Genomic DNA, 22,053 nt, shown 5'->3' with positions numbered 1-22,053 from the left:
ATATGAGTCAATTTTTTCAGGTCCATCCCGTCAATCCGCAGTCGCGCCTGATCAAGCAGGCGGCGCAGATCGTGCATGACGGCGGCATCGTCGCCGTGCCGACGGACTCCTGCTACGCGCTGGTCTGCCACCTGGACGACAAGAGCGCGGTTGAACGGCTGCGGCGGATACGCGGCATCGACGAAAAACACCACCTGACCCTGCTGTGCCGCGACCTCAGCGAGATCGGCGTCTACGCGCGGGTCGACAATCGCCAGTTTCGCCTGCTCAAGGCGGCCACGCCGGGCCCGTTCACTTTTATCCTCGAAGCGACCAAGTGCGTGCCGCGCCGGCTCAGCCACCCGTCGCGCAAGACCATCGGCCTGCGGGTGCCGGAAGACGCCATCGTGCATGCCTTGCTGGAAGAGCTGCAGCAGCCGCTGCTGGGCACGACCCTGATCATGCCGGGCGAGGAAGACGCGCTGAACGACGCCGACGCCATCTGCGAGCGGCTGGGCAAGCAGATCGAGCTGATCATCGACGGCGGCGCCTGCAGCATGGAGCCGACCACGGTGATCGACCTCAGCGGTGCCGGCGCCGAACTGGTGCGGCAGGGCAGGGGCGACGCCGCCATGTTCGGTCTGTAAGCCAGGCCTAAGACCGGGCTGTCAATGTCGGTCTGGCAATCGGGCAAGTGCGCCGGCCCTTGACGGCGTAGCAAGAGCACTTTGTGGCCTCTGGTAAAATCCCCTTCATGAACGACACCGACAGCATTATCCAGACCATCACGGTCTATGTGATCCCTGTTCTTTTTGCAATTTCCCTGCATGAAGCCGCACACGGATACGTCGCCCGCTATTTCGGCGACCCCACCGCAGCCAACGAAGGCCGCCTGAGCCTCAATCCGCTGCGCCACATCGACCCCTTCGGCACGGTGATCCTGCCGTTGATCCTGAGCCTGCTGCATCTGCCGGCGCTGGGCTACGCCAAGCCGGTGCCGGTCGATTACGGCCGCCTGCGCAATCCGAAGAAGCAGATGGCGCTGGTGGCCGCAGCAGGTCCGGCGGCCAACTTCCTCATGGGCCTGGCCTGGATGGCCCTGTGGGTGGTGCTGACCTATGCGCTGGGCGTGCCGCAGGATGATTTCTTCATCGAAATGTCCAAGGCCGGCATCGGCGTCAATTCGGCCATGTGCGTGTTCAACCTGATTCCATTGCCGCCGCTGGACGGCGGCCGCATCGTCACCGGCATCCTGCCGATGGCGCTGGCGCGCAAGTACGCGCAGATCGAACGCTACGGCGCGGTCGTGTTCATCGGCCTGATCCTGATGATGCAGTTCGGCATGTTGACCGGCTTCCTGATCGGCGGCATGCATATTCTGCAGAGCATCTTCCACGTGCTGCTGTTCCCCCTTATTTTCATTTTTAGCTGAGCCGACTATGTATCCCGATCGTGTTGTATCCGGCATGCGTCCGACTGGTTCCATGCACCTGGGTCATTACCACGGTGCCTTGAAGAACTGGATCAAGATGCAGTCCGAGCTGCCGTGCCTGTTCTTCGTGGCCGACTGGCACGCGCTGACCACGCATTACGACGACCCCAGCGTGATCGAGCGCAGCACCTGGGAAATGTTGATCGACTGGCTGGCCGCCGGCATCGATCCGTCGCAGTCGACCCTGTTCATCCAGTCGCGCGTGCCCGAGCATGCCGAGCTGCACCTGCTGCTGTCGATGGCCACGCCGCTGGGTTGGCTGGAGCGCGTGCCGACCTACAAGGACCAGATCGAGAACCTGGCCAGCAAGGACCTGGCCACCTACGGCTTCCTCGGCTACCCGCTGCTGCAGGCGGCCGACGTGCTGATCTACCGCGCCAGCCAGGTGCCGGTGGGCGACGACCAGGTACCGCATATCGAGATGATGCGCGAAATTGCGCGGCGGTTTAATCACTTGTACGGCAAGGAAAAAGGCTTCGAGGAAAAGGCGCAGGAAGCGGTCAAGAAGCTGGGCAGCAAGCGCGCCAAGCTCTACAACGAACTGCGCACCGAATACCAGCAGGACGGCAAGGAAGAGGCGCTGGAGCAGGCCAAGGCCATGCTGGACGACGCCCAGAGCCTGTCGATGGGCGACCGCGAGCGCCTGTTCGGCTATCTGGAAGGCAGCCGCAAGCTGATCCTGGTCGAGCCGCAGGCCCGCCTGACCGTCGCGTCGCGCCTGCCGGGCCTCGATGGCCGCAAGATGTCCAAGAGCTACGGCAACGCCATCGCGCTGCGCGAGGACAAGGAATCCGTCAGCAAGAAGGTCAAGACCATGCCGACCGACCCGGCCCGCGTGCGCCGCACCGATGCCGGCGACCCGGCCCGTTGCCCGGTCTGGCAGTTCCATCAGGTGTATTCCGACAACGCCACCCAGGAATGGGTGGTAAAAGGATGTAAATCCGCCGGCATCGGCTGCATCGAATGCAAGCAGCCGGTGATCGACGCCATCATCAAGGAACAGGAGCCGATGCACGAGCGCGCCCAGCAGTATCTGGACGATCCGTCGCTGGTGCGCGCCATCGTTGCCGACGGCAATGACGCGGCCCGCAAGCTGGCGCTGGAGACCATGCGCGACGTGCGCGAAGCCATGGGCCTGGCATACACATGAGCGGCGGCATGAGTGACACCGTCTCCCCCTGGGTGCGACGCTACGCCCCGCTGATCCCGGGCGGCGAGGTGCTGGACCTGGCGTGCGGCAGCGGCCGTCATTCGCGCCACCTGGCCGCGCTGGGCCATGCCGTGGTCGCGGTCGACCGCGACAACGAGGCGCTGGCCGCCGCGGCCGGGCCGGAAATCACCACCACCGAAATTGATCTGGAGCAGGAGGGCGCCGCCTGGCCATTCGGGCCTGAGCGATTTGCCGGCATCGTGGTCACAAACTATCTGCATCGTCCGCTAATTGCGGACATGCTGGCCAGCCTGGCGCCGAACGGCGTGCTGCTGTACGAAACCTTCGCCGACGGCAACGCGCAGTTCGGCAAACCGTCGAATCCGGCATTTTTGCTGCAGCCCGGCGAACTGCTGGAATGGGCGCGCACCCACGGTCTGCGGGTGGTGGCCTTCGAGGATGGCGTCACCGACATGCCAAAAGCTGCCATGGTGCAACGTCTATGCGCCGTGAAGCCCGATTTTCCCCGCGTGGCGGCCCTTTTGCCGCCATTTTGATGGCCGATATGTCATCCGGAATGCACCATATCCGCAGCCTATCGTCTACAATCGTTGTTTTAATACTTTATGCAGTGGTTTCCTATGATTAAGGGCAGCATAGTAGCAATCGTCACCCCGATGAACGCAGACGGTAGTCTGGACTTCGAGGGCTTGAACCAGCTGATCGACTGGCACATCGCCGAAGGTACGGACAGCATCGTCATCGCCGGCACCACCGGCGAATCGGCCACCGTGAGCGTGGAAGAGCACTGCGCGCTGATCAAGGCGACCGTTGCCCACGCCAAGGGCCGCATCCCGATCATCGCCGGCGCCGGCGCCAACTCGACCGCCGAGGCGATCAAGCTGACCCGTTTCGCCAAGGAAGCGGGCGCGGACGCCACGCTGCAAGTGGTTCCTTACTACAACCGTCCTACCCAGGAAGGCATGTACCAGCACTTCAAGGCCATCGCCGAGGCGGTGGACCTGCCGGTGATCCTGTACAACGTACCGGGCCGTACCGTTGCCGACATGAGCAACGAGACCATCCTGCGCCTGGCCGCGATCCCCAACATCATCGGCGTCAAGGATGCGACCGGCAACATCGGCCGCGGCTACGACCTGCTGCGCCTGGCGCCCAAGTCGTTCGCCGTGTATTCGGGCGACGATCCGACCGCGATGGCATTGATGCTGGGCGGCGGCGCGGGCAACATCTCCGTCACCGCCAACGTCGCCCCGCGCGACATGGCCGACATGTGCCGCGCGGCGATCGCCGGCGATATCGCCAAGGCGGTGGAATTGAATAACAAGATGTTCCCGCTGCACCAGAAACTGTTCATCGAGCCGAATCCGGTGCCGGTCAAATGGGCGCTGGCGGAAATGGGCAAAATGCCGGCCGGCATACGCCTGCCGCTGGTGCCGCTGGCGGCCGAATGCCACGAAGCGGTACGCGCGGCCCTGCGAGAAGCCGGCGTACTGTAAAACCTTAGCAACAAGCCCCGACTTCGGTTCGGTTCATTCCTGATTTGCGCTTCTTAAACAGTAACGACATGACTATTCGCAAGACAGCTTCTATTTCCTCGCAACGCGCCCTGGTAGTTGGCGCATTGATGGCCAGTTTGACCGGTTGCGGCATGATCGGCTCGGTAGTCGGTAACGACAAGGTGGACTACAAGTCCGCCAAGAAGGCCAGCACGCTGGACGTGCCGCCGGATCTGACGCAGTTGCAGAAAGATAACCGCTATTCGCTGCCGGACTCGAACAACGGTGTCGCCACCGCTTCCGGCTACAACGCTTCCAAGGGCATCGCCACCGGTCCCGCCGCCATCATGCCAGGCACGCCAGCAGCAGGCACGGTCGCACCGACCTCGCTGAGCGACATCAAGGTCGAGCGCGACGGCAACCAGCGCTGGCTGGTCATCAAGCAGACGCCCGAGCAACTGTGGCCGCAGCTGAAGCAGTTCTGGGAAGATTCGGGTTTCGTGCTGGCGCAGGACAATCCGACCGCCGGCACCATGGAAACCGAGTGGAATGAAAACCGCGCGAAGATCCCGCAAGACTTCATCCGCAACACCATCGGCAAGGTCTTCGATTCCGTCTATTCGAGCGGCGAGCGCGACAAGTTCCGCACCCGCATCGAGCGTCGCGGCGACGGCGCCAGCGAGATCTACATCAGCCATCGCGGCGCGCAGGAAGTCGTCACCGGCGCCCAGAAGGAAAGCACCGTCTGGACCCCGCGTCCCAACGATCCGGGCCTGGAGGCCGAGTTCCTGGCGCGCCTGATGACCAAGCTGGGCAACGGCGCGGAAGTGGCGCAAGCCAAGACCGCCGTCGAATCGGCCATCGTGCAGCCGCAGCACGCGTCGCTGGTCGGCTCGGGCGCCGAGCGCGCCGTGCAGGTCGACGAAGGCTTCGACCGCGCCTGGCGCCGTGTCGGCCTGGCGCTGGACCGCGCCGGCTTCACCGTGGAAGACCGCGACCGCACCCAGGGTACTTACTTCGTTCGCTATGTCGACGACGTGACCGAGACCAAGGGCTTCTTCAGCAAGCTGTTCAGCTGGGGCTCGTCGTCGGAAGCCGATAAGGAAGCGCAGCGCTATCGCATCTCGGTGAAAGCCGGTGCGGGCAATAGCAGCACCGTGACCGTATTGAGCAATGCCGGCAAACAGGAAGCGACGCCGGTCAGCGATAAGATCCTGACCCTGCTGCACGAGCAATTGAAGTAATCGTAGAAGTATAAAAAAAACCGGCTTTAAGCCGGTTTTTTTATGCCTGTATTTAATCGCAGACAAATCTCCAGGCGAAAAAAAACCGGCCCGAAGGCCGGCTTTTTTCCGCTAGCTGATTACTTCGAAGCAGCTGGAGCAGCAGCAGCCGAAGCGGCTGGAGCAGCGGCAGCGTCCGAAGCAGCAGGAGCAGCAGCGGCAGGAGCAGCAGCGTCAGCAGCTGGTGCTGGTGCTGGAGCAGCAGCTGGAGCAGCTTCTGGAGCAGCTACTGGAGCTGGAGCAGCAGGAGCTTCTTCTTTTTTGGAGCAAGCAGCCAGAGCAACAGCCAGCAGGGAAACGATCAGCAGGGATTTTTTCATGGGTTTTCCTTAAAATTCAAAATTAAACACAATTGTTGCGATTAATAATTACCGGTAATTATCGCTCATTAGGTCGTCTTCGAAGGCTTTCGTACCTGGAAATGGTGCCTGCCAGACAACGGAAACTTCCTAACCGAATATTATAGCGATTTTTAGTGCGTCGCAATAGGACAAACAGTCGTTCCCACAACTATTTTGCGATATCGCAACATTTAACTTTCGACTTCCTTTTAGGGAAATCGTGCCTAATTACCAGCGTTCGCATCGAACACACGCATTTTACCCGGAACTGGCTCACAATCCAGTTGAGTTTGCATACAAACCGGGGCTGGATTCTAACCAAATTGTAATAAAACGTTCCGAACTGGTCTGGACATCGGCCGGCGAGTCGAAAACCGCTTCACCACGGAAATGTTCAGCATGAAAGCGGCGCACGATATCGCGCTGGTCGGCGATGCAGAAGGAATCCGTCAATTGCCGCAGGTTCTGGCTGGTGCGGCGCACTTCCAGCAAATGGCCGTAGTCCTTCAGCAGGCGCAGGAAGCGGGGCGCGTCGCGCTCCATGTGGCGGCCGTCGTGCGCCACCAGCTGCAGGCGCCCGCCGTTCTGGAAGAAGCGGCGCAGCAGGGCGTCGGTGGCGCTGCTGCCCAGTTCCCAGATGGCGAAGTCCGGATCGAACATCTCCAGCGTATGCTCGGCCCGGCCGAGGCAGTTGGACAGGTGCTGGGCAAACTCCGCCCGCGTCGTGAAGGGAAATGCCTGCCTGTCCATATTGCCTCCTTGTTTAGTCCAAACCCTTTAGCCCAGTTCGATCCAGCCGTCCTGGTACCAGGTATAGAGCGCGTCCATGACGTCGTCCGACGCCTGCGCCATCTCCGCGCCGGCCAGCGCGCGGTTGTTGGCCAGCAGTTCGAGGGTGATCTTGTCGGCGCGGCTGACGCCGAACGATTCGCCGTTGATGAAGACATTTTTACCGCGGTACAGCATCTGCGTCTTGCGCGACAGCACCAGGCCTTTTTTCGCGGCCGCCTCGGCGAACTTGCCGACCGTCAGCGGCTTGGCCGGGCCGGTGAAGAACACATTGTGCTTGGGCTCGGACATGTACTCGCCGAAGAAGATGGTGATGTCTTCCTCGGTGAAGCGCACCTTGTTCAATTCCTCGGCCAGCGAGCTCAGCATGTGACGGGGGATCTCCGCCGGCTTGGCGGTCGCCTCCAGTTCCGGATCGGCGTAGCGGCCCGGCAGGTCGATCGAGTCGGCCATGAACTGCAGGAAGGCTTCGCCCAGCTCCTGGTACGACGGCGAACGGAAGCCGATCGAATAGGTCTGGCAATCGCCGATGGCGACGCCGTCGTGCGCGTAGTGCGGCGGCAGGTACAGCATGTCGCCCGGATTGAGCACGAACTCCTCGTTCGGCTTGAAGTTGGCCAGGATCTTCAGCGGCAGGCCCTCGACCAGGCTCAGGTCCTTTTGCGGGCCGATCTTCCAGCGGCGCTGTCCCTGCGCCTGCAGCAGGAACACGTCGTAGGAATCGAAGTGCGGACCGACGCCGCCGCCGTCGGTGGCGAAGCTGACCATCAGGTCGTCCAGGCGGGCATCGGGGATGAAGCGGAACTGGCGCAGCAGCGCGTCGGCCTTGGCGTCGAACAGGTTGACGCCCTGGACCAGCATGGTCCAGCCCTTCTGCGTCATCGGCGGCAGGCTTTCCAGCGGGCCGTGCTGCATATTCCACTCGCCGTCGACCGAGGTGATCAGGCGCGATTCGGCGTGGTTGGTCGCGGCCAGCTTGGTCAGCGCCTCCATGCTCAGCAGCGGTTTGAAGCCGGGGATGGCTTTACGGATCAGCAGAGGCTTCTTGTGCCAGTAGTCGCGCAGGAACTGCGCCGGCGTGATGTCGCCGAGGAGAGGTAATTTTTTCATACCGCATTATAACCATCCGCCGCAGCAATTGCCGGGCCGGCGGCGGCCCGGGCGGCGATCCAAGGTATAATCGCGGGGCTTATATACAGAAAGGAATTAGAAATGAAGATTGCCAAGAACACGGTCGTGACTGTGAATTACAAGCTGTCCGATGCCCAGGACAATCTGATCGAAGACGGCCGTCAGCCCATGGTCTACCTGCACGGTGGCTACGAGAACACCCTGCCAAAAATCGAAGAAGAACTGGACGGCAAGGAAGTCGGCTATTCGTCCATCATCCAGATCGAACCGGAAGACGCGTTCGGCGACTACGACGCCGCGCTGGTCAAGGTCGAGCCGCGCAACCGCCTGCCGGAACCGCTGGAAGTCGGCATGCAGTTCGAAGGCATGCCGGATGGCGACGATGGCGAAGAGGCGATGATCTTCACCGTCACCGATATCGCCGACGACAAGGTCGTCCTGGACGGCAACCATCCGCTGGCCGGCATGGCGCTGCGCTTCTCGCTGAGCGTTGCCGAAGTGCGCGAAGCGTCGGATGAGGAAATCGCCCACGGCCACGTGCACGGCGCCCACGGCCACCACCACGGTGACGAGGACGACGAAGGCGAAGACGGCGACCACGTCGCCATCCACCCGATTCACTAAGTCCTAGTGCGTCAAGGCGTCGTTTCGGCGCCGCCGCCCTTCAATGCAAAGAGGGTGGCGGTGCCCGGAGCGACGCGCACCTCGGCCCATTCGGCGGCCAGGCTCAGATGTCCCACATTGCCGCGCCAGTTGATGGCGGCCTCGGTCCCGGCGGACGCGCCGCCCTGGGTATCGATCAGCAGCACCTTCCCTTTGAATTTTTCCGCCATCGCCCGTATCTGCCGGCGCGGTTCGGCGAAGCCGTCCTGCTTCGATTGAAAACTCGGCAGCAGCGAAAACCCTTCCTCCGCCTGCACGCCGACGTCGCCGTCCGAGAACAGCACCAGCCCTTGCAGCTTCTGCCGCTCGGCCAGCGTGAACAGGCGGTGCAGCCACGCGCGGTTGGCCACCAGGCGGTCCTCGTACTCGCTGTTGCGGCCGGCCTCGGGGCGGAAGTGGTTGTTATTCGCCGGCAGGTTGATGGTGGCGAACAGCACCTTGCCATGTTCCCAGTGCGCGTTCTCGGCGTAGCTGCGGAACTTGGCGGTGGACGACAGCCGCGTGAGCGGCATGCGCTTCGCGCCCAGCGATTCGGCGTCGGCGTAGAACAGTTCGCGCAGGCGGTTCAGGCGTTCGATGGCGTTCGAGCGGCCGGCGGAATTGAGGCAGCCGCTCCAGTCGCTGCCGGCCAGCGACACGATCATCGGCGGCGGCGACTCGTCCAGCAGCGCGCGGCGCTGGGCATACAGCTTGTCGCTGCAAGGCTCGCTGGCGGACTTGATGCCGGTGGCGACGATGAAGGCCGGATTGACCTGCGCCGCGTCGGCGATGGCGCGCTTGAGCACCGCTTCGTCCGGAGCGTTCTTGAACGAGTGGCCGATCACGCCGAAGCGGAAGCCGGCCGTCGGCGGTACCGCCTGCGCAAACAGCGCCGCCGACGCGACGATCGCGCCGAGCAGCATGCGGCGGGTGCAGCGCAGGCGCATCATGCCTGCGCCGTCTCCGTCAGGCGCTTGAGCTGATACAGGCGCTCCAGCGCTTCGCGCGGCGTCAGCGCATCGGGATCCAGCTCGTCCAGCGCATCGAGCAGCTCGCGCATGGCGGGGCTGGCGGCGGCCGGCGCGGCGGCGATCTCCTCGTCGTCGGCATCGGCCACCGGCGCGGCGAACAGGTCCAGCTGCGGACGGGCGTCCAGCGCCTGCGATTCCAGCCGCGCCAGATGCTTGCGCGCGGCCTTGATCACCGGCTGCGGCACGCCGGCCAGCTGCGCCACCTGCAAGCCGTAGCTCTGCGAGGCGGGGCCGTCCTGCACCGCGTGCAGGAACACGATGCTGTCCTTGTGCTCCACCGCCGACAGGTGCACGTTGTGGGCGGTCGGATGGCTGTCCGGCAGCTGCGTCAGTTCGAAGTAGTGGGTGGCGAACAGCGAGAAGCTGCGGCTGGTGTCGATCAGGTGGCGCGCGATCGCCCACGCCAGCGCCAGGCCGTCGAAGGTCGACGTGCCGCGGCCGATTTCATCCATCAGCACCAGCGAATGCTCGGTGGCGCCGTTGAGGATGGCCGCCGCCTCGGTCATCTCGACCATGAAGGTGGAACGGCCGCCTGCCAGGTCGTCGGTCGCGCCGATGCGGGTGAAGATGCGGTCGATAGGGCCGATCACCGCGCTCGCCGCCGGCACGTAGCTGCCCATGTAGGCCAGCAGCGTGATCAACGCCACCTGGCGCATGAAGGTCGATTTACCGCCCATGTTCGGGCCGGTGATCAGCAGCAGCCGGCGCTCGTCGACGAAGCGGCAGTCGTTGGCGATGAAGCGCTCGATCTGGTTTTCCACCACCGGGTGACGGCCCTCGGCGATGTTGATGCAGGGCGTGTCGACCAGCTGCGGCGCGCACCAGTTGTGGCGCAGCGCGTGGTCGGTCAGCGAGACCAGCGCGTCCAGTTGCGCCAGCGCTTTCGAGATGGTCTGCAGGCAGCCGATGAACGGCGCCAGGTCGCCCAGCAGCTGGTCGTACAGCATCTTCTCGCGCGCCAGCGCCTTGTCCTGCGCCGACAGCGCCTTGTCCTCGAAGGCCTTCAGCTCCGGCGTGATGTAACGCTCGGCGTTCTTCAGCGTCTGGCGGCGGCGGTAGTCGTCCGGCACCTTGGTGGTCTGGCCGTGCGTGACTTCGATGTAGAAGCCGTGCACCTTGTTGTACTCGACGCGCAGGTTGGCGATGCCGGTGCGGGCCCGTTCGCGCGTCTCCAGGTCGACCAGGAACTGGCCGGCGTTTTCCGACAGCGCGCGCAGCTCGTCGAGCTCCGCGTCGAAGCCGCGCGCGAACACGCCGCCGTCGCGCACCATCGCGGCCGGCTCCTGCATCACGGCGCGCTGCAGCAGGTCGAGGCAGGCTTCCGGCGTGGCGATGTCGGCGTGGATGGCGTTCAGCAGGCCGTCGGCGTCGGTCAGCGCGGCCTGCAGGCCGCGGCGCAGCGCCGGCAGTTGCTGCACGCCGTCGCGCAGGCTGGCCAGGTCGCGTGGACGCGCCGACAGCAGCGCGATGCGGGTGGTGATGCGTTCGATATCCGGCACCTGGGCCAGCGTGTGCGACAGCGAGCCGGTGGCGTCGGCCTGGCCCAGCGCGGCGATGGCCTGGTGGCGCGAGCGGGCGATGCCCTGGTCGCGGCGCGCATGGTGCAGCCAGTGGCGCAGCAGGCGCGAACCCATCGCCGTGCGGCAGTGGTCCAGCAGCGAAAACAATGTCGGCGATTCCTGGCCGCGGATGGTCTCGGTCAGTTCCAGGTTGCGGCGGGTGGCGGCGTCGAGGCCGATGAATTCGTTCTCGGTTTCGGTGGCCAGCGTGCGCACGTGCTGCAGGCCGCGTCCCTGCGTGGACTGGGCGTAGCGCAGCAGCGCGCCGGCCGCGCCGAACGCGGCGCCCAGGCCGTCGGCGCCGAAGCCGGTCAGGGTGGCCACGCTCAGCTGATCGAGCAGCGCCTTGTGGCCGCTGACGACGTCGAAGTGCCAGTCGGGCACCCGGTTGACGTGGCAGGGAATGGTTTCCTCGAACAGGTCGGCGTTATCGCCGCGCAGCACCTCGGCCGGCGCGATGCGCTCCAGCTCCTGCTGCATGCGCGCCTGCACGGTGCGGCTGTCGCCGGAGAACTCCATCAGCTTCAGCGCGCCGCTGGCCAGCGACAGCCACGCCAGGCCGGCGGTGGCGACCTTGCGCTGGCTGATGATGCACATCGCCAGCAGCGGACGTTCGGCCTTCTCCGGCAGCAGGTCGGCGTCGGTCAAGGTACCCGGCGTGACCACGCGCATCACCTTGCGTTCGACCGGGCCCTTGCTGGTGGCCGGATCGCCGATCTGCTCGCAGATCGCGCAGGACTCGCCGATCTTGACCAGCTTGGCCAGGTAGCCCTCGAGCGAATGGAACGGCACGCCGCACATCTTGATCGGCTGGCCGTTCGAGCTGCCGCGCGCCGTCAGCGTGATGTTCAACACGCGCGCCGCTTTTTCCGCATCCGAATGGAACAGCTCATAGAAGTCGCCCATGCGGTAGAACACCAGCATGTCCGGGTACTCCGCCTTGATGGCGAGGTACTGCTGCATCATCGGCGTGACTTTTTCGGTAGGACTGTTCTTGACGGCTGCGGCGTTGATTTCGTTCGGGACGGTGGTCATTGGTTCTTTTTCGGCGATGCATGAGTCGGTTTTGCGGCGGCTCAACCGGCCACCGCGCTGAACCCGTCATTTTACCGCGTTCGGCTGTGCCACTGGAGAATTTGCAAAGGGCGGGTGCGGATCTGGATTGGTGCCTGCGATGCACCAGCATGTATCCCTGTCGGGCACTACCGTCGCCGGTCCTGCGCGGCCATGCTTCGTCGCGCAAAATTGCCCGGGCTCGCAAAGCGGCGGCCGATAGTGCGATCCGGCAGAGCGTATTATTATTGTAGGAACGTTTTGGACGGGTGATATTTGCAGTAGAAAACACTTCGTAACCAATTTTATAGGATGACTTGATATGACATTGCGCCATCGCCAATCACCGCTGGTGTTATTTGTCGCATTCCCCCAAATGGGGCTGCTGGACCTGACCGGCCCCCAGTCGGCATTTTGGGTCGCATCGAAGAATATGGTGAAGCGTGGCGCGCCCGGTTACGACCGGCATACCGTCAGCTTGCACGGCGGACTGATTCAAACAGCGGAAGGGGTGGGCATAGACACCCGGCCGTTCAGCGATTTCGAGGGCAGCGAGATCGACACGATAGTGGTTCCGGGGGCGCCGTATGTCTTGGCGGCACTGGAGGAAGTCCAGGAAACCGTGGACTGGATACATGTCAACTCCCAATCGGCGCGCCGCACGACCTCGGTTTGCACGGGTGCTTTCCTGCTGGCCCAGGCGGGCTTGCTGCAAGGGAAGCGGGTCGCAACGCACTGGGCCATGTGCGACGAGTTGCAACGGCGCTTTCCCGCGCTGAGCGTGGACCCGGAGGCCATCTTCGTGCAGCAGGGCGCCACCTGGACTTCAGCCGGCGTTACCGCCGGCATCGACCTTGCGCTGGCCCTGATCGAAGCGGATTGTGGCCGGGACATGGCCATGCAGGTTGCCAAGGAGCTGGTGGTTTTCCTGAAGCGCTCAGGGGACCAGGCGCAGCATAGCGAGTTGCTTCGGGCGCAGTCGAAGGATACTGCGGTCTTTGACGAACTGCACCTGTGGCTGTCGGAGAACCTCGGCATGGCCGATCTTTCGGTGAGCGTGCTGGCCGAGCGTGCGTGCATGAGCCCGCGCAACTTCTCCCGCGTGTACAAACAAAAGACCGGCAATGCTCCCTTCAAGGCGCTGGAGTTGTTTCGCCTGGAGGCGGCACGGCGCCTGCTTGAAAACTCGGAGCGGAATCTGGACCAGATCGCCCGCCAGTGCGGCTTTGCCGACGAGGAGCGCATGCGGGTGACTTTCCACCGCAATCTGGGGATTTCGCCGTCGGATTATCGGAAGCGCTATTCGCGCCCTGCCGAAGCTCAATAGGCAAGGGGTTCGACGGCGGCTTGTCCGCCCCCGGGCGTGAAATGCGTAATGCAATGCAGGTCCAGCGCGCGGATATGCAGGGTCATGTAGTCGATGAAGACCCGTATCCGTTGCGGCAGGTGGTGGCGGCTCAGGTAACACACATAGTGGCCGCGATCGTCGGGCGCGTAGGAGGCGAGGCAGGCCACCAGCCGGCCGGCGCGCAGGTGATCGCATATCTGATAGCCCGCCATCTGCGCCAATCCCTCGCCATCGAGCACGGCCTGTAACACCAGGTCGGCGTCGTTGTAACTGCTGCTGGCCTGGGGCAGGAATTTTTTCTCAACCCCGCCCACCTTGAACTGCCAGTCGCAAGTCCGGCCGGAGGCCAGCAGCAGGTTGATGCATCGGTGCTGCGCCAGTTCGCCGACGGTGTGTGGCATGCCGTGCTTCCGAACGTATTCGGGGGATGCGCAAACCAGCATTTGCATGGGTATCAGCTGCTTCGCCACCACCTGGCTGTCATCCATGCGGCCATTGCGGAATGTCACGTCGATCCGGTCGGAGATCAAGTCGGCCTGGCTGTCGTCGAGCAGCAGCTCGACCCTGATCTCCGGATAGCTCTCGCGGAAACCGCGCAACAGCGGTGCCACTATCTTGCGCCCGAAACCCACCGTTGCGCCGAGACGCAGCAAGCCCCTCGGCGCCCCGCTGCGCAGTTCGCGCATCTCTTCAATCGATCGGACGATGCGTTCCACCCCCGGTTTGCAGTTCTCGTAAAACAGCTCGCCTTCGCCCGTCAGCGAGGTGCTGCGGGTGGTGCGTAGAAACAAACGGGTATCGAGTTGCCCCTCCAGTTTTTGCACGCTACGACTGATCGCCGAGCGGCCGATGCCGAGTCGCTCCGCCGCCTTGGCGAAGCTCCCCTCATGGACCACTGCGATGAAGGCGACCACGCCCGCGTAGGTGGTGGCGAAACTCGACGCCAGCGGGTCGATCTCGTGGTTCGGTTGGAGTTGATGAAGTGCCATATATACGCCTAATCACGTTGTCACATACGACCCAACTATATGGGGCAGCGTCTGCGCAAGGTCGGTAGTCAGGGCGGAGTGCCTGCTCAGCGCGATCCTTGTTTCCTGAATGGGATGTTAGGTTCGAACTTACCCGACGTAAATGACAAATATCCCTTTAATTATGACAAGCGCCCACGCGATTGTTGCCCCCCATGAACCATCGTGCGGCCCGCCGCAGGCCTACCGCACTGCCGGGGGCGAGCCTAGAATTTCTTCAGCAATACCGCGCTATCACATCCATCTCGAAAGGCAGGACAATATGAAAATCGTCGTTATCGGAGGCTCCGGCCTCATCGGAAGCAAGCTGGTCAACATTCTCCGCGCACGCGGCCATGAGGTGCTTCCTGCTTCGCCTGCATCCGGCGTCAACACCATCACCGGCGAGGGACTTGCCCGGGCGCTGGCCGGGGCCGACGTGGTGGTGGACGTCGCCAACTCTCCCTCGTTCGAAGACCAGGCGGTGATGGAATTCTTCCAGACTTCCGGCCGCAACCTGCTGGCTGCGGCCGCAGCGGCGGGTGTCCGGCATCACGTCGCGCTGTCTGTCGTCGGCGCCGACCGCCTGCCCGACAGCGGCTACCTGCGCGCGAAAATCGCGCAGGAAGAGCTGATCCGAAAATCGGGCCTGCCTTACACCATCGTCCGTGCGACCCAGTTCATCGAATTCCTCGGCGGCATAGCCACGGCAGGCTTCGATGGCCAGGTGATACGCCTGTCGTCCGGCTTGATGCAGCCGATCGCTTCGGACGATGTCGCCGCCGCCGTGGCCGACTTTACCCTGGGTGGTCCCATCAATGGCATTGCTGAAATTGCCGGCCCCGAGCGCGAGAGCATGGCCGGCCTGGTGCAGCGCTATCTGAAAAGCACCAATGACGCCCGTCCTGTCGTGGCCGACGCGCACGCACGGTACTTCGGCGCAGAGCTGGCCGAGCTTAGCCTGGTGCCTATCGGTCAGGCGCGTTTGGGCACGATCACGCTCGGGCACTGGCTGAAGACCGCCGGCGCCGTGCACAAATAAGTCGGTCCGGCAGCAGGTCTGCCGGGATGAATGTTGGCCCATGGTGTGGCCCAGACGTAGGAGCTTCCCCCCAATGAAAGAACTGTCCCCGCCACCGACTTCCATGCTGGATAAATACGTCGGTGAGAACTTTAAACCCCTGTACTCGACCAGTGTCAGCGTGACCGGCGGGATCGCATCGCACGGACGGGCTTCGGGCGTAGCCCGCTCGGACGACGGCAGTCTCGACGTCGAGCTGCGACTGCCGAAGGCGCTTGGCGGCCCCGGTGGCGGCACCAATCCCGAGCAATTGTTTGCCGCTGCCTTGGGCGCCTGCTTCCACGGCGCGCTGAACTTGCTGGCAACCAAGGCCAACATCAAGTTCGAAGGCTGCCAGGTCAACGTCTCCGTCTCTTTTGGACGAGACCCGGTGGACGGACTTTATATGCTGGTTGCCGAGGTCACCATTGAAATCCCTGGCGTCCCCGTCCCGGCGGCGGAAGAACTGGTTCGAAATGCGGAACGCGTGTGCCCGTACACCAAGATGGCGAGGCACGGCATCATTTGCATCGTCGCCTTGGCCAAGCCGGCGCGGTAGCGCCGGCAGTGGCACTCCCAGGCAATATTTTTTGAAAGAGAAAATCATGAATATCTTTGACGGCGGTCCCGACAACGCAGGCCCGGGGGAGCTCAACCCGCGACGCCAATTCCTGCGCTACATGATATCCAGTCCACTGCTCGGCAGCGGTGCTGGCCTTGCCACCTTGACGTCGCTGCTGGCGGCCTTGCCGGAGGCTGCCCAGGCGCAGAGCTACGATGTGTTGCGCGCCCAGACCAAAAAAATCGGCGACATTATTGACGCTCCGGAAGATGCGCTCGATGTGTTTGACTTCGAGCCGGCGGCGCGCAAGGCTTTGCCGCCCGCCCATTACGGTTATCTCGCCACCGGCGTCGACGGTGACGCCACACTACGCGCGAACAGCGAAGACTACGCCAGGATCCGCATCAAGGCGCAACGCCTGGTCGACGCCCGCAAGATAGACACCCGTCTTCAATTGCTGGGCGCCACCTTTGCCAGTCCGATCTATATCTCTCCCATCAGCAGTCAAGGCGCCTTTCATTCAGACGCGGAAGGGGCCGTGGCACGCGCCGCGCGCGCCAGGGGCATGCACATGATCTTGTCCTCGGTGGGCAACACGTCGATTGCCGATGCGAGCAAGGAGCATGGCTCCCCCGTCTGGCTGCAGGTATATCCGACCGATGACTGGAACGTGACGATGGCGTTGATCAGGAAGGCGGAAGCGGCCGGCACGCCCGCGATCGTGCTGACCGTCGACCGCCAGGGCGGGCGCAATACGCAGACGCTGTTCCGTTACCGCCGCCAGGACGACCGGACTTGCATTGCCTGCCATGGCGGCGGCTTCGCCAATGAGGTGTCGCGCAAGCCGAATTTCCAGGGGATCGACGTGTCGAAAGTCACCAACCTGTACGGCACCGGCATGACCTGGGACTTCGTGGCGAAGCTGCGCATGGCCACCAAAATGAAGGTGATACTGAAGGGCATCATGACGGCCGAGGACGCGACAAGAGCGGTCAAGGCCGGCGTCGACGGCATCATCGTTTCCAACCACGGCGGAAGGGCGGAGGAGAGCCTGCAGTCGACGATCCGCGCGCTACCGGATGTGGTGACGGCGGTCGGCGGCAGCATTCCGGTGCTGGTCGACGGCGGGGTACGGCGCGGCACCGACGTCTACAAGGCTCTCGCGCTGGGCGCGACCGCCGTGGGCATCGGCCGGCCCTATTGCTGGGGCCTGGCGGCCTTCGGCCAGCCGGGCGTCGATGCGGTGCTGGCCATCCTCCAGCGCGAATTCGAAACCATCATGCGGCAAGCCGGAGCGACCACGCTGAAGCAGATTACGGCGGCGTCTGTCATCAGCGACTTTAATCAAGCGTCGCGCTGATTCCGGGAAGCCCTATGCAAACCCTTGCCTTCTCTGCTGAGTTGGTCAGCAAGCGGACGATCCAGGTACATGTGATGCACAAGTGTCCTATCGTCAGCGCGGGCTTGAGCGCCATCCTGTCCATGCAGCCCGACTTCCGCGTCAGCACTGGTCCGTGCAGTGCGTTGTTGCGCGTGGGCGCCTGCGTCGTCATCGCCGACTACGAATCCGGCATCGCCGTGGCGCGTGAGCGTTGGCGTCAAGCCAGCGGGTATTCCGTCCAGCCGGTGCTCGCATTGACCTATCAGGTGAAGGCCAGCGCGATCAGGCATGCGATGGAGAGCGGCGTACGCGGCTATGTCATCCAGGGTTGCGATGCCAGCGAGGTGGTCGAGGGCGTACGCATGCTGAGCCGCGGCGATTGCTACCTCAGCCCGATGGCCGGCCGCCTGGAAGCCGAGTGGCTGCGACGAACGCCATTGACCCAGCGCGAGGCGGAGGTCTTGCAGGTGCTGGTGCGCGGAAGTTCCGACAAGGTGATTGCGCGAGGACTCGGGATCGGGGTCGGAACCGTGAAGAGCCATATGAAGCAATTATTCCAGAAACTGGGCGTGTCCACCCGGACCCAGGCCGTCATCAAAGCCATGGATCTTGGGCTGCATGAGCCGCTAGAAAACATGGGGGGCTGGAATATATAGCGACCGATTGATGCTGATAGGGAACCACTGTGAAGCCTGGCATGGCACTACCGAAGCACGGGCTTCCGCCACTAGACTAGATGGCCAACAACAGGAGAAACACATGTTCAATATTAAGAAATTCGCCGCCGTGTTTTGCACCATGGCTAGTGTGATCGCCACGCAGCACGCGAGCGCCGCCCCGGATGCATTGGTTACGCCACTGATCGAGAAGCCATTCAAAAAACTGCCCGGCAAAGAGGGGCTGATGCTGCTGGTTGAATATCCGCCGGGCGCCGTCGACCCGGTCCATCGCCATGACGCGCATGGCTTCATCTATGTGCTGGAGGGCTCCATCGTGATGGCCGTAAAAGGCGGGAAGGAACAGACGCTGACGCCCGGCCAGACGTTCTACGAAGGCCCCGGGGACATCCACACGGTGGGCCGCAACGCGAGCGCCACCAAGCCTGCGAAGTTTCTGGTTTTCCTGGTCAAGGACGAGAAAAAGCCGGTGTTGATACCGGTGAAGTGAACGCTGCGGTACCAAGGTTTGTTTTCATCTTTTTCATCTTCAATAGGAGCTGTTCATGCGTATTCCTTTCATCGCAACATCTTGCTTGTTGCTTGCCTCCGCCAGCGCTTACGCGGCGGACGTGAAATCCATCTCCCGCCTGGCCGCCGGGCCGGATAACATTCTGTTCGTCGCCGACTGGAAAGCGGCGCGCGTGCACGCCATCACGCTTCCGGCGGCGCCGCAAAAACCGGCCGGAACGGTGTTCAACATACTGGACCTGGAGGAGCGCCTGTCCCGCCAGGTCGGCGGCGCCAAGGTCACCGTCGAGGACATGGTGGTCCGGCCCGGCACCGCCGAGGTGTATGTCGCGATCAGCTACGGCGCCGCGAAAACGCCGGCGCTGATTGCGGTGACCAGCGACAAAAAGACCCGCCGCATCGACCTGAAGGCGGCGCCGTCGACCTCGGTGGCGCTGCGCAACGCACCTACCACGAACTACAGTTTTTGGAAGGAGACGCCCGAGCGCAGTTTCACTGTCACCGACATGAAGTGGCGCAACGGCGAGCTGTTCGTCGCCGGCCTGTCCAATCAGGATTTCGCGTCGACCCTGCGGCGCATCCCGTATCCGTTTGGGGCGCAGCAGTCGGCCACCTCGGTGGAAATCTATCATGCCGGTCACAACCTGATCGAGACGAGGGCGCCGATACGGGCGATGAGCTTTGCGACCTGGGGCGGCAAGCCCTACCTCGTGGCCGCCTATACCTGCACGCCGCTGGTGACCATTCCGCTCGACGACCTGAAGGATGGCGCCCACGTCCGCGGCAAGACGGTCGCCGAACTCGGCTACGGCAACACGCCCGCCGACATGATCTCGTACACCAAGACCGAGCAGGGCAAGGCTGAAGATTTTCTTTTGCTGGTCAATTTCAGCCGTGTGGCGAACGTCATCCCCGTGTCGCAACTGGAAAGCGCGGACGCCGGCCCGGGCATCGAAAAGATCGTGCCGTTCGGACAGGTTACCGGTGTGAACGTGGCGCAAGTTCCGCTGGCCGGCACGCTGCGACTCGACAACCTGGACGAGAAGTCCTTCATCGTCGTGCGCCGGGAGCTTGAGCAAGATGCGCTGCAACTGGTCTCCATGGGGAAGGACTTGAGCTTCCGCCTGTCCGACCACGTCTCGGAGTATGCGTTCCCGGAATACAGCTTCAAGGGCAACGCCTTCCAGATGCAATACGTCAAGCCGCGGCTGGACGTTCTGCTGAAGGAAGAGGGTTTCCCTGACTTCATCAAGGCATCGGAGTAGTCCATGCATCCGCGTCCATCGATTGCCGCCGCCGCGCTGGCCGTTGTGCTGAGCGGCACTTGCGCCGCGCAGCAAGCGCCGCGCGTGGTGCTGGTTCAGCCATCGGCGGCCGAGGTTCCGGCCAACCTGCTGCGCATCTCCATCGAGTTTGCAGCGCCCGCCGAAGGTCCGGTCCTGCCCAGGCTTGCCATGTCGCACACCGATGGCAGGCCGGTCCAGCAACCGTTTCTTCAGCAGGAGCTGTGGTCCCCGGACGGCAAGATCCTGACCATCCTGATGCATCCGGGGCGCGTCAAGACCGGCCTGCAGGCGAGGGAGGAAATGGGGCCCATCCTGGCGGCCGGGGATGACGTCGTCCTGGCGCTGGACGGGCATCCTATCCGGCGCTGGCGTGTCAGGCCAGCGGAGGAGAACGGCCCGCGATCGACGGCGTGGAAACTGTCGACCGTAGAGGCCGGGTCGAAGCGAGCCCTCGTCGTGGCGCTGGATAGGCCCATCGATGGCCGGGAGGCCGACTACCTGGCGATTGCGGACAGCCACAACCGGCGGATCGACGGACGCGCCCAATTGAAGGACGGTGAAAGGGTCTGGACCTTCACGCCGAGGGGGCCATGGCGGGCCGGCGCGTACAAGCTGGTCGCCCGTGGCACTTTGGAGGATCCCGCCGGCAATCGTTTGGGGGGCCAGTTCGAAACGGCAATTGACACGCCGCCCAGCTCTCCGGTGGATGCGGTGATCGACTTCGCTGTGGGGCCGGGCGGGAGACCAGGCGCAGGCATGCACCCGGCACAATCGGACCGGCAATGACGATACAGGAATAAGTCATGAACAGCTTTCTACTAACAGCCGTCTGCGCCGGCGCCATCGCCGCCCTTGCGGGGTGCGCGAGCGATGGCGGATCCCGGCCGCAATCGAGGATCGCGGCCGCGGACGGCTTGACGGCCGAGAATGCCCTGCGCACGGCGCAGCTGTCGCCGGCTGCGTGGCCCCGGCAGGATTGGTATATGCGTTACGGTGACGCGCAACTCGATGCCATGATCAAGGAGGCGCTGGCCAACAATCCCGGTATCCGGGTGGTCGATGCCCGGGTACGACTGGCGGCCGCGGCCGCAGGCGTCGCAGCATCGGCACAATCACCGCAACTGTCGGCCGGCGCCCGGACCAGCCGGCAACTGTTCAGCGCAAACAGCACCGTTCCCAAGCCGCTTGCCGGCAACTGGGCTTGGAGCAATGACGCCGGCGTCAACCTGTCCTACGAGCTGGATTTCTGGGGCAAGAACGAGGCTGGCCTGGCAGCGGCCATCGGCCGCCTGCGCGCCAACGAAGTGGAATCCCGGGCGGCGCGCCTGATGCTCGCCGTCACCATCACGCAAGCTTATTTGCGGCTGTCGCAAACCTGGGCGCAACTGGACCTGGCCGAGGCGACATTGCGGCAACGCGAACAGGTACTCGCATTAACGGCGCAGCGCGTGCATGCGCACATAGACTCCCGCGTCGACCTCAAGCAAGCGGAAATGGCGCTCCCGGTGCAGCGCGAACAGCTGGCCGCCACCCGCGAAGCGCTGGCGCTGGCACGTTATCAGCTGGCGGCCTTGCTGGGCGCGGGGCCGGATCGTGGCGACGCCATTACCCGGCCACGCTTGCCGAAATCGGCCCCGGTCGCGGTACCGGCGTACCTGCCCAGCGACCTGATCGCAAGGCGCCCGGACCTGGTTGCCCAACGGTGGCGTGTCGAAGCGGCTGCGCAGGACATCAAGCTTGCCCAAGCCCAGTTTCTGCCATCGTTCAATCTCGGCGCCCTGATCGGTTTGCAGAGCCTGGGATTTGACCGCTTCCTCAACGGCAGCAGCCGCACGACCGGCGCGGGCTCGGTCCTCAGCCTGCCGATTTTCGATGGGGGCCGGCTGCGCGGCAACCTGGCCGCGCGGGATGCCGAATACGACGCCGCCGTGGAGCAGTACAACCTGACCTTGCTTGAGGCTGTGCGCGACGTGGCCAGCCAGCTGACCTCGATTGCCGCGCTCGCAGAGCGGGCCGCGCTCCAGGCCGACGCATTGGCCGCCGCGCAGCAGGCAAACGACCTGGCCATGCAGCGTTATCGGGCCGGCGTGGGCAACTATCTGCAGGTGCTGGCAACGGAAGTCCAGGTCCTCGCGCAGTCGCGCGCCAGCATCGACCTCGACACGCGGGCGTTCGACCTTGAGATCGGCCTGGTCCGCGCGCTCGGTGGCGGCTATGCGATGGACGTCGCGGCGCCCGCTTTAAACTAACTTTGC

General features: G+C 63.7%; 22 protein-coding genes. 16 read left to right on the top strand and 6 right to left on the bottom strand.

The features are described 5' to 3' along the window. The first annotated feature begins 2 nt into the window (after positions 1–2). The 6 genes from ACCD07_RS01850 to bamC all read left to right on the top strand — a co-directional run bounded on the left by ACCD07_RS01850 (position 3) and on the right by bamC (position 5,382). Positions 3–626 carry an L-threonylcarbamoyladenylate synthase gene (locus tag ACCD07_RS01850; RefSeq protein ID WP_176654327.1) on the top strand — a complete coding sequence of 208 codons (624 nt, stop codon included), beginning with the start codon at positions 3–5 and terminating at the stop codon, positions 624–626. Positions 627–733: 107 nt separating this feature from the next. Further along, positions 734–1,411, top strand: coding sequence for a site-2 protease family protein (locus tag ACCD07_RS01845; RefSeq protein ID WP_176654328.1), 678 nt, complete (start codon positions 734–736; stop codon positions 1,409–1,411). 7 nt (positions 1,412–1,418) lie between these two features. Next, positions 1,419–2,621, top strand: a complete 1,203-nt coding sequence (locus ACCD07_RS01840; RefSeq protein WP_176654329.1) for a tryptophan--tRNA ligase — start codon at positions 1,419–1,421, stop codon at positions 2,619–2,621. A gap of 8 nt (positions 2,622–2,629) precedes the next feature. Next, positions 2,630–3,178: a class I SAM-dependent methyltransferase gene (locus ACCD07_RS01835; RefSeq protein ID WP_353404037.1), complete on the top strand. Its 549-nt coding sequence runs from the start codon at positions 2,630–2,632 to the stop codon at positions 3,176–3,178. 84 nt (positions 3,179–3,262) lie between these two features. Then, positions 3,263–4,138: a 4-hydroxy-tetrahydrodipicolinate synthase gene (gene dapA / locus ACCD07_RS01830; protein WP_413446331.1), complete on the top strand. Its 876-nt coding sequence runs from the start codon at positions 3,263–3,265 to the stop codon at positions 4,136–4,138. A gap of 128 nt (positions 4,139–4,266) precedes the next feature. After that, positions 4,267–5,382, top strand: a complete 1,116-nt coding sequence (gene bamC / locus ACCD07_RS01825; RefSeq protein WP_353404039.1) for an outer membrane protein assembly factor BamC — start codon at positions 4,267–4,269, stop codon at positions 5,380–5,382. A gap of 119 nt (positions 5,383–5,501) precedes the next feature. Here the strand turns inward: bamC and ACCD07_RS01820 are convergent, their stop codons facing one another. The 3 genes from ACCD07_RS01820 to ACCD07_RS01810 form a co-directional block, all read right to left on the bottom strand. Further along, positions 5,502–5,741 carry a hypothetical protein gene (locus tag ACCD07_RS01820; RefSeq protein ID WP_176654333.1) on the bottom strand — a complete coding sequence of 80 codons (240 nt, stop codon included), beginning with the start codon at positions 5,739–5,741 and terminating at the stop codon, positions 5,502–5,504. Between the two features lie 294 nt (positions 5,742–6,035). Beyond that, positions 6,036–6,512 carry a hypothetical protein gene (locus tag ACCD07_RS01815; RefSeq protein ID WP_176654334.1) on the bottom strand — a complete coding sequence of 159 codons (477 nt, stop codon included), beginning with the start codon at positions 6,510–6,512 and terminating at the stop codon, positions 6,036–6,038. Between the two features lie 27 nt (positions 6,513–6,539). Further along, on the bottom strand, positions 6,540–7,661 hold the full coding sequence (locus tag ACCD07_RS01810) for a JmjC domain-containing protein (protein ID WP_413446330.1): 1,122 nt from the start codon (positions 7,659–7,661) through the stop codon (positions 6,540–6,542). A 102-nt stretch (positions 7,662–7,763) separates the two neighbouring features. On the opposite strand from ACCD07_RS01810, the gene ACCD07_RS01805 reads away from it, so the two are divergent. Next, positions 7,764–8,306 carry an FKBP-type peptidyl-prolyl cis-trans isomerase gene (locus ACCD07_RS01805; protein WP_176654336.1) on the top strand — a complete coding sequence of 181 codons (543 nt, stop codon included), beginning with the start codon at positions 7,764–7,766 and terminating at the stop codon, positions 8,304–8,306. 11 nt (positions 8,307–8,317) lie between these two features. On the opposite strand, the gene ACCD07_RS01800 is transcribed toward ACCD07_RS01805, so the two are convergent. Both ACCD07_RS01800 and mutS read right to left on the bottom strand, forming a co-directional pair. Then, complete coding sequence (locus ACCD07_RS01800; RefSeq protein WP_413446373.1) at positions 8,318–9,271, bottom strand: hypothetical protein; 954 nt, start codon at positions 9,269–9,271, stop codon at positions 8,318–8,320. After that, positions 9,271–11,949 (bottom strand): DNA mismatch repair protein MutS, encoded by a 2,679-nt coding sequence (gene mutS, locus ACCD07_RS01795; protein WP_413446329.1) that lies wholly within the window; start codon positions 11,947–11,949, stop codon positions 9,271–9,273. Before mutS ends, ACCD07_RS01800 begins: the two co-directional genes overlap by 1 nt. 340 nt (positions 11,950–12,289) lie before the next feature. Here mutS and ACCD07_RS01790 point away from each other — a divergent pair, with 340 nt between their 5' ends. Then, positions 12,290–13,294, top strand: coding sequence for a GlxA family transcriptional regulator (locus ACCD07_RS01790; RefSeq protein ID WP_353404043.1), 1,005 nt, complete (start codon positions 12,290–12,292; stop codon positions 13,292–13,294). On the opposite strand, the gene ACCD07_RS01785 is transcribed toward ACCD07_RS01790, so the two are convergent. Next, entirely contained in the window at positions 13,288–14,304 is a 1,017-nt protein-coding gene (locus ACCD07_RS01785) for a LysR substrate-binding domain-containing protein (RefSeq protein ID WP_413446328.1), read from the bottom strand. The two genes, ACCD07_RS01790 and ACCD07_RS01785, sit on opposite strands and share 7 nt — an antisense overlap. A 301-nt stretch (positions 14,305–14,605) precedes the next feature. Here ACCD07_RS01785 and ACCD07_RS01780 point away from each other — a divergent pair, with 301 nt between their 5' ends. From ACCD07_RS01780 to ACCD07_RS01745, 8 genes are all read left to right on the top strand, one after another. Then, positions 14,606–15,364, top strand: coding sequence for an SDR family oxidoreductase (locus ACCD07_RS01780; protein ID WP_413446327.1), 759 nt, complete (start codon positions 14,606–14,608; stop codon positions 15,362–15,364). 73 nt (positions 15,365–15,437) lie between these two features. Then, positions 15,438–15,941 carry an Ohr family peroxiredoxin gene (locus tag ACCD07_RS01775; RefSeq protein WP_413446326.1) on the top strand — a complete coding sequence of 168 codons (504 nt, stop codon included), beginning with the start codon at positions 15,438–15,440 and terminating at the stop codon, positions 15,939–15,941. A 121-nt stretch (positions 15,942–16,062) separates the two neighbouring features. Further along, positions 16,063–17,304 carry an alpha-hydroxy acid oxidase gene (locus tag ACCD07_RS01770; protein WP_413446325.1) on the top strand — a complete coding sequence of 414 codons (1,242 nt, stop codon included), beginning with the start codon at positions 16,063–16,065 and terminating at the stop codon, positions 17,302–17,304. A 14-nt stretch (positions 17,305–17,318) separates the two neighbouring features. Further along, positions 17,319–17,981, top strand: a complete 663-nt coding sequence (locus ACCD07_RS01765; protein WP_413446324.1) for a LuxR C-terminal-related transcriptional regulator — start codon at positions 17,319–17,321, stop codon at positions 17,979–17,981. A 142-nt stretch (positions 17,982–18,123) separates the two neighbouring features. Continuing rightward, a complete protein-coding gene (locus ACCD07_RS01760; protein WP_413446372.1) occupies positions 18,124–18,492 on the top strand; it encodes a cupin domain-containing protein in 369 nt (122 codons plus the stop codon). Between the two features lie 121 nt (positions 18,493–18,613). Further along, positions 18,614–19,777: a hypothetical protein gene (locus ACCD07_RS01755; RefSeq protein ID WP_413446323.1), complete on the top strand. Its 1,164-nt coding sequence runs from the start codon at positions 18,614–18,616 to the stop codon at positions 19,775–19,777. A 3-nt stretch (positions 19,778–19,780) separates the two neighbouring features. After that, positions 19,781–20,584, top strand: coding sequence for a hypothetical protein (locus ACCD07_RS01750; protein WP_413446322.1), 804 nt, complete (start codon positions 19,781–19,783; stop codon positions 20,582–20,584). Positions 20,585–20,601: 17 nt separating this feature from the next. Further along, positions 20,602–22,047 (top strand): efflux transporter outer membrane subunit, encoded by a 1,446-nt coding sequence (locus ACCD07_RS01745; RefSeq protein ID WP_413446321.1) that lies wholly within the window; start codon positions 20,602–20,604, stop codon positions 22,045–22,047. Positions 22,048–22,053 lie beyond the last annotated feature (6 nt).

Origin of the sequence: Duganella sp. Dugasp56 (genome assembly GCF_047304105.1) — a bacterium.
GTDB classification, from domain to species: Bacteria; Pseudomonadota; Gammaproteobacteria; order Burkholderiales; family Burkholderiaceae_D; genus Rugamonas; species Rugamonas hordei.
This window is presented reverse-complemented; position numbering and strand designations above follow the sequence as displayed.

Coding starts and splice junctions, on each gene's coding strand:
- ACCD07_RS01850 (WP_176654327.1), top strand. CDS start 3: ATGAGTCAATTTTTTCAGGTCCATCCCGTCAATCCGCAGTCGCGCCTG.
- ACCD07_RS01845 (WP_176654328.1), top strand. CDS start 734: ATGAACGACACCGACAGCATTATCCAGACCATCACGGTCTATGTGATC.
- ACCD07_RS01840 (WP_176654329.1), top strand. CDS start 1,419: ATGTATCCCGATCGTGTTGTATCCGGCATGCGTCCGACTGGTTCCATG.
- ACCD07_RS01835 (WP_353404037.1), top strand. CDS start 2,630: ATGAGTGACACCGTCTCCCCCTGGGTGCGACGCTACGCCCCGCTGATC.
- dapA (WP_413446331.1), top strand. CDS start 3,263: ATGATTAAGGGCAGCATAGTAGCAATCGTCACCCCGATGAACGCAGAC.
- bamC (WP_353404039.1), top strand. CDS start 4,267: ATGGCCAGTTTGACCGGTTGCGGCATGATCGGCTCGGTAGTCGGTAAC.
- ACCD07_RS01820 (WP_176654333.1), bottom strand. CDS start 5,741: ATGAAAAAATCCCTGCTGATCGTTTCCCTGCTGGCTGTTGCTCTGGCT.
- ACCD07_RS01815 (WP_176654334.1), bottom strand. CDS start 6,512: ATGGACAGGCAGGCATTTCCCTTCACGACGCGGGCGGAGTTTGCCCAG.
- ACCD07_RS01810 (WP_413446330.1), bottom strand. CDS start 7,661: ATGAAAAAATTACCTCTCCTCGGCGACATCACGCCGGCGCAGTTCCTG.
- ACCD07_RS01805 (WP_176654336.1), top strand. CDS start 7,764: ATGAAGATTGCCAAGAACACGGTCGTGACTGTGAATTACAAGCTGTCC.
- ACCD07_RS01800 (WP_413446373.1), bottom strand. CDS start 9,271: ATGCGCCTGCGCTGCACCCGCCGCATGCTGCTCGGCGCGATCGTCGCG.
- mutS (WP_413446329.1), bottom strand. CDS start 11,949: ATGACCACCGTCCCGAACGAAATCAACGCCGCAGCCGTCAAGAACAGT.
- ACCD07_RS01790 (WP_353404043.1), top strand. CDS start 12,290: ATGACATTGCGCCATCGCCAATCACCGCTGGTGTTATTTGTCGCATTC.
- ACCD07_RS01785 (WP_413446328.1), bottom strand. CDS start 14,304: ATGGCACTTCATCAACTCCAACCGAACCACGAGATCGACCCGCTGGCG.
- ACCD07_RS01780 (WP_413446327.1), top strand. CDS start 14,606: ATGAAAATCGTCGTTATCGGAGGCTCCGGCCTCATCGGAAGCAAGCTG.
- ACCD07_RS01775 (WP_413446326.1), top strand. CDS start 15,438: ATGAAAGAACTGTCCCCGCCACCGACTTCCATGCTGGATAAATACGTC.
- ACCD07_RS01770 (WP_413446325.1), top strand. CDS start 16,063: ATGATATCCAGTCCACTGCTCGGCAGCGGTGCTGGCCTTGCCACCTTG.
- ACCD07_RS01765 (WP_413446324.1), top strand. CDS start 17,319: ATGCAAACCCTTGCCTTCTCTGCTGAGTTGGTCAGCAAGCGGACGATC.
- ACCD07_RS01760 (WP_413446372.1), top strand. CDS start 18,124: ATGGCTAGTGTGATCGCCACGCAGCACGCGAGCGCCGCCCCGGATGCA.
- ACCD07_RS01750 (WP_413446322.1), top strand. CDS start 19,781: ATGCATCCGCGTCCATCGATTGCCGCCGCCGCGCTGGCCGTTGTGCTG.
- ACCD07_RS01745 (WP_413446321.1), top strand. CDS start 20,602: ATGAACAGCTTTCTACTAACAGCCGTCTGCGCCGGCGCCATCGCCGCC.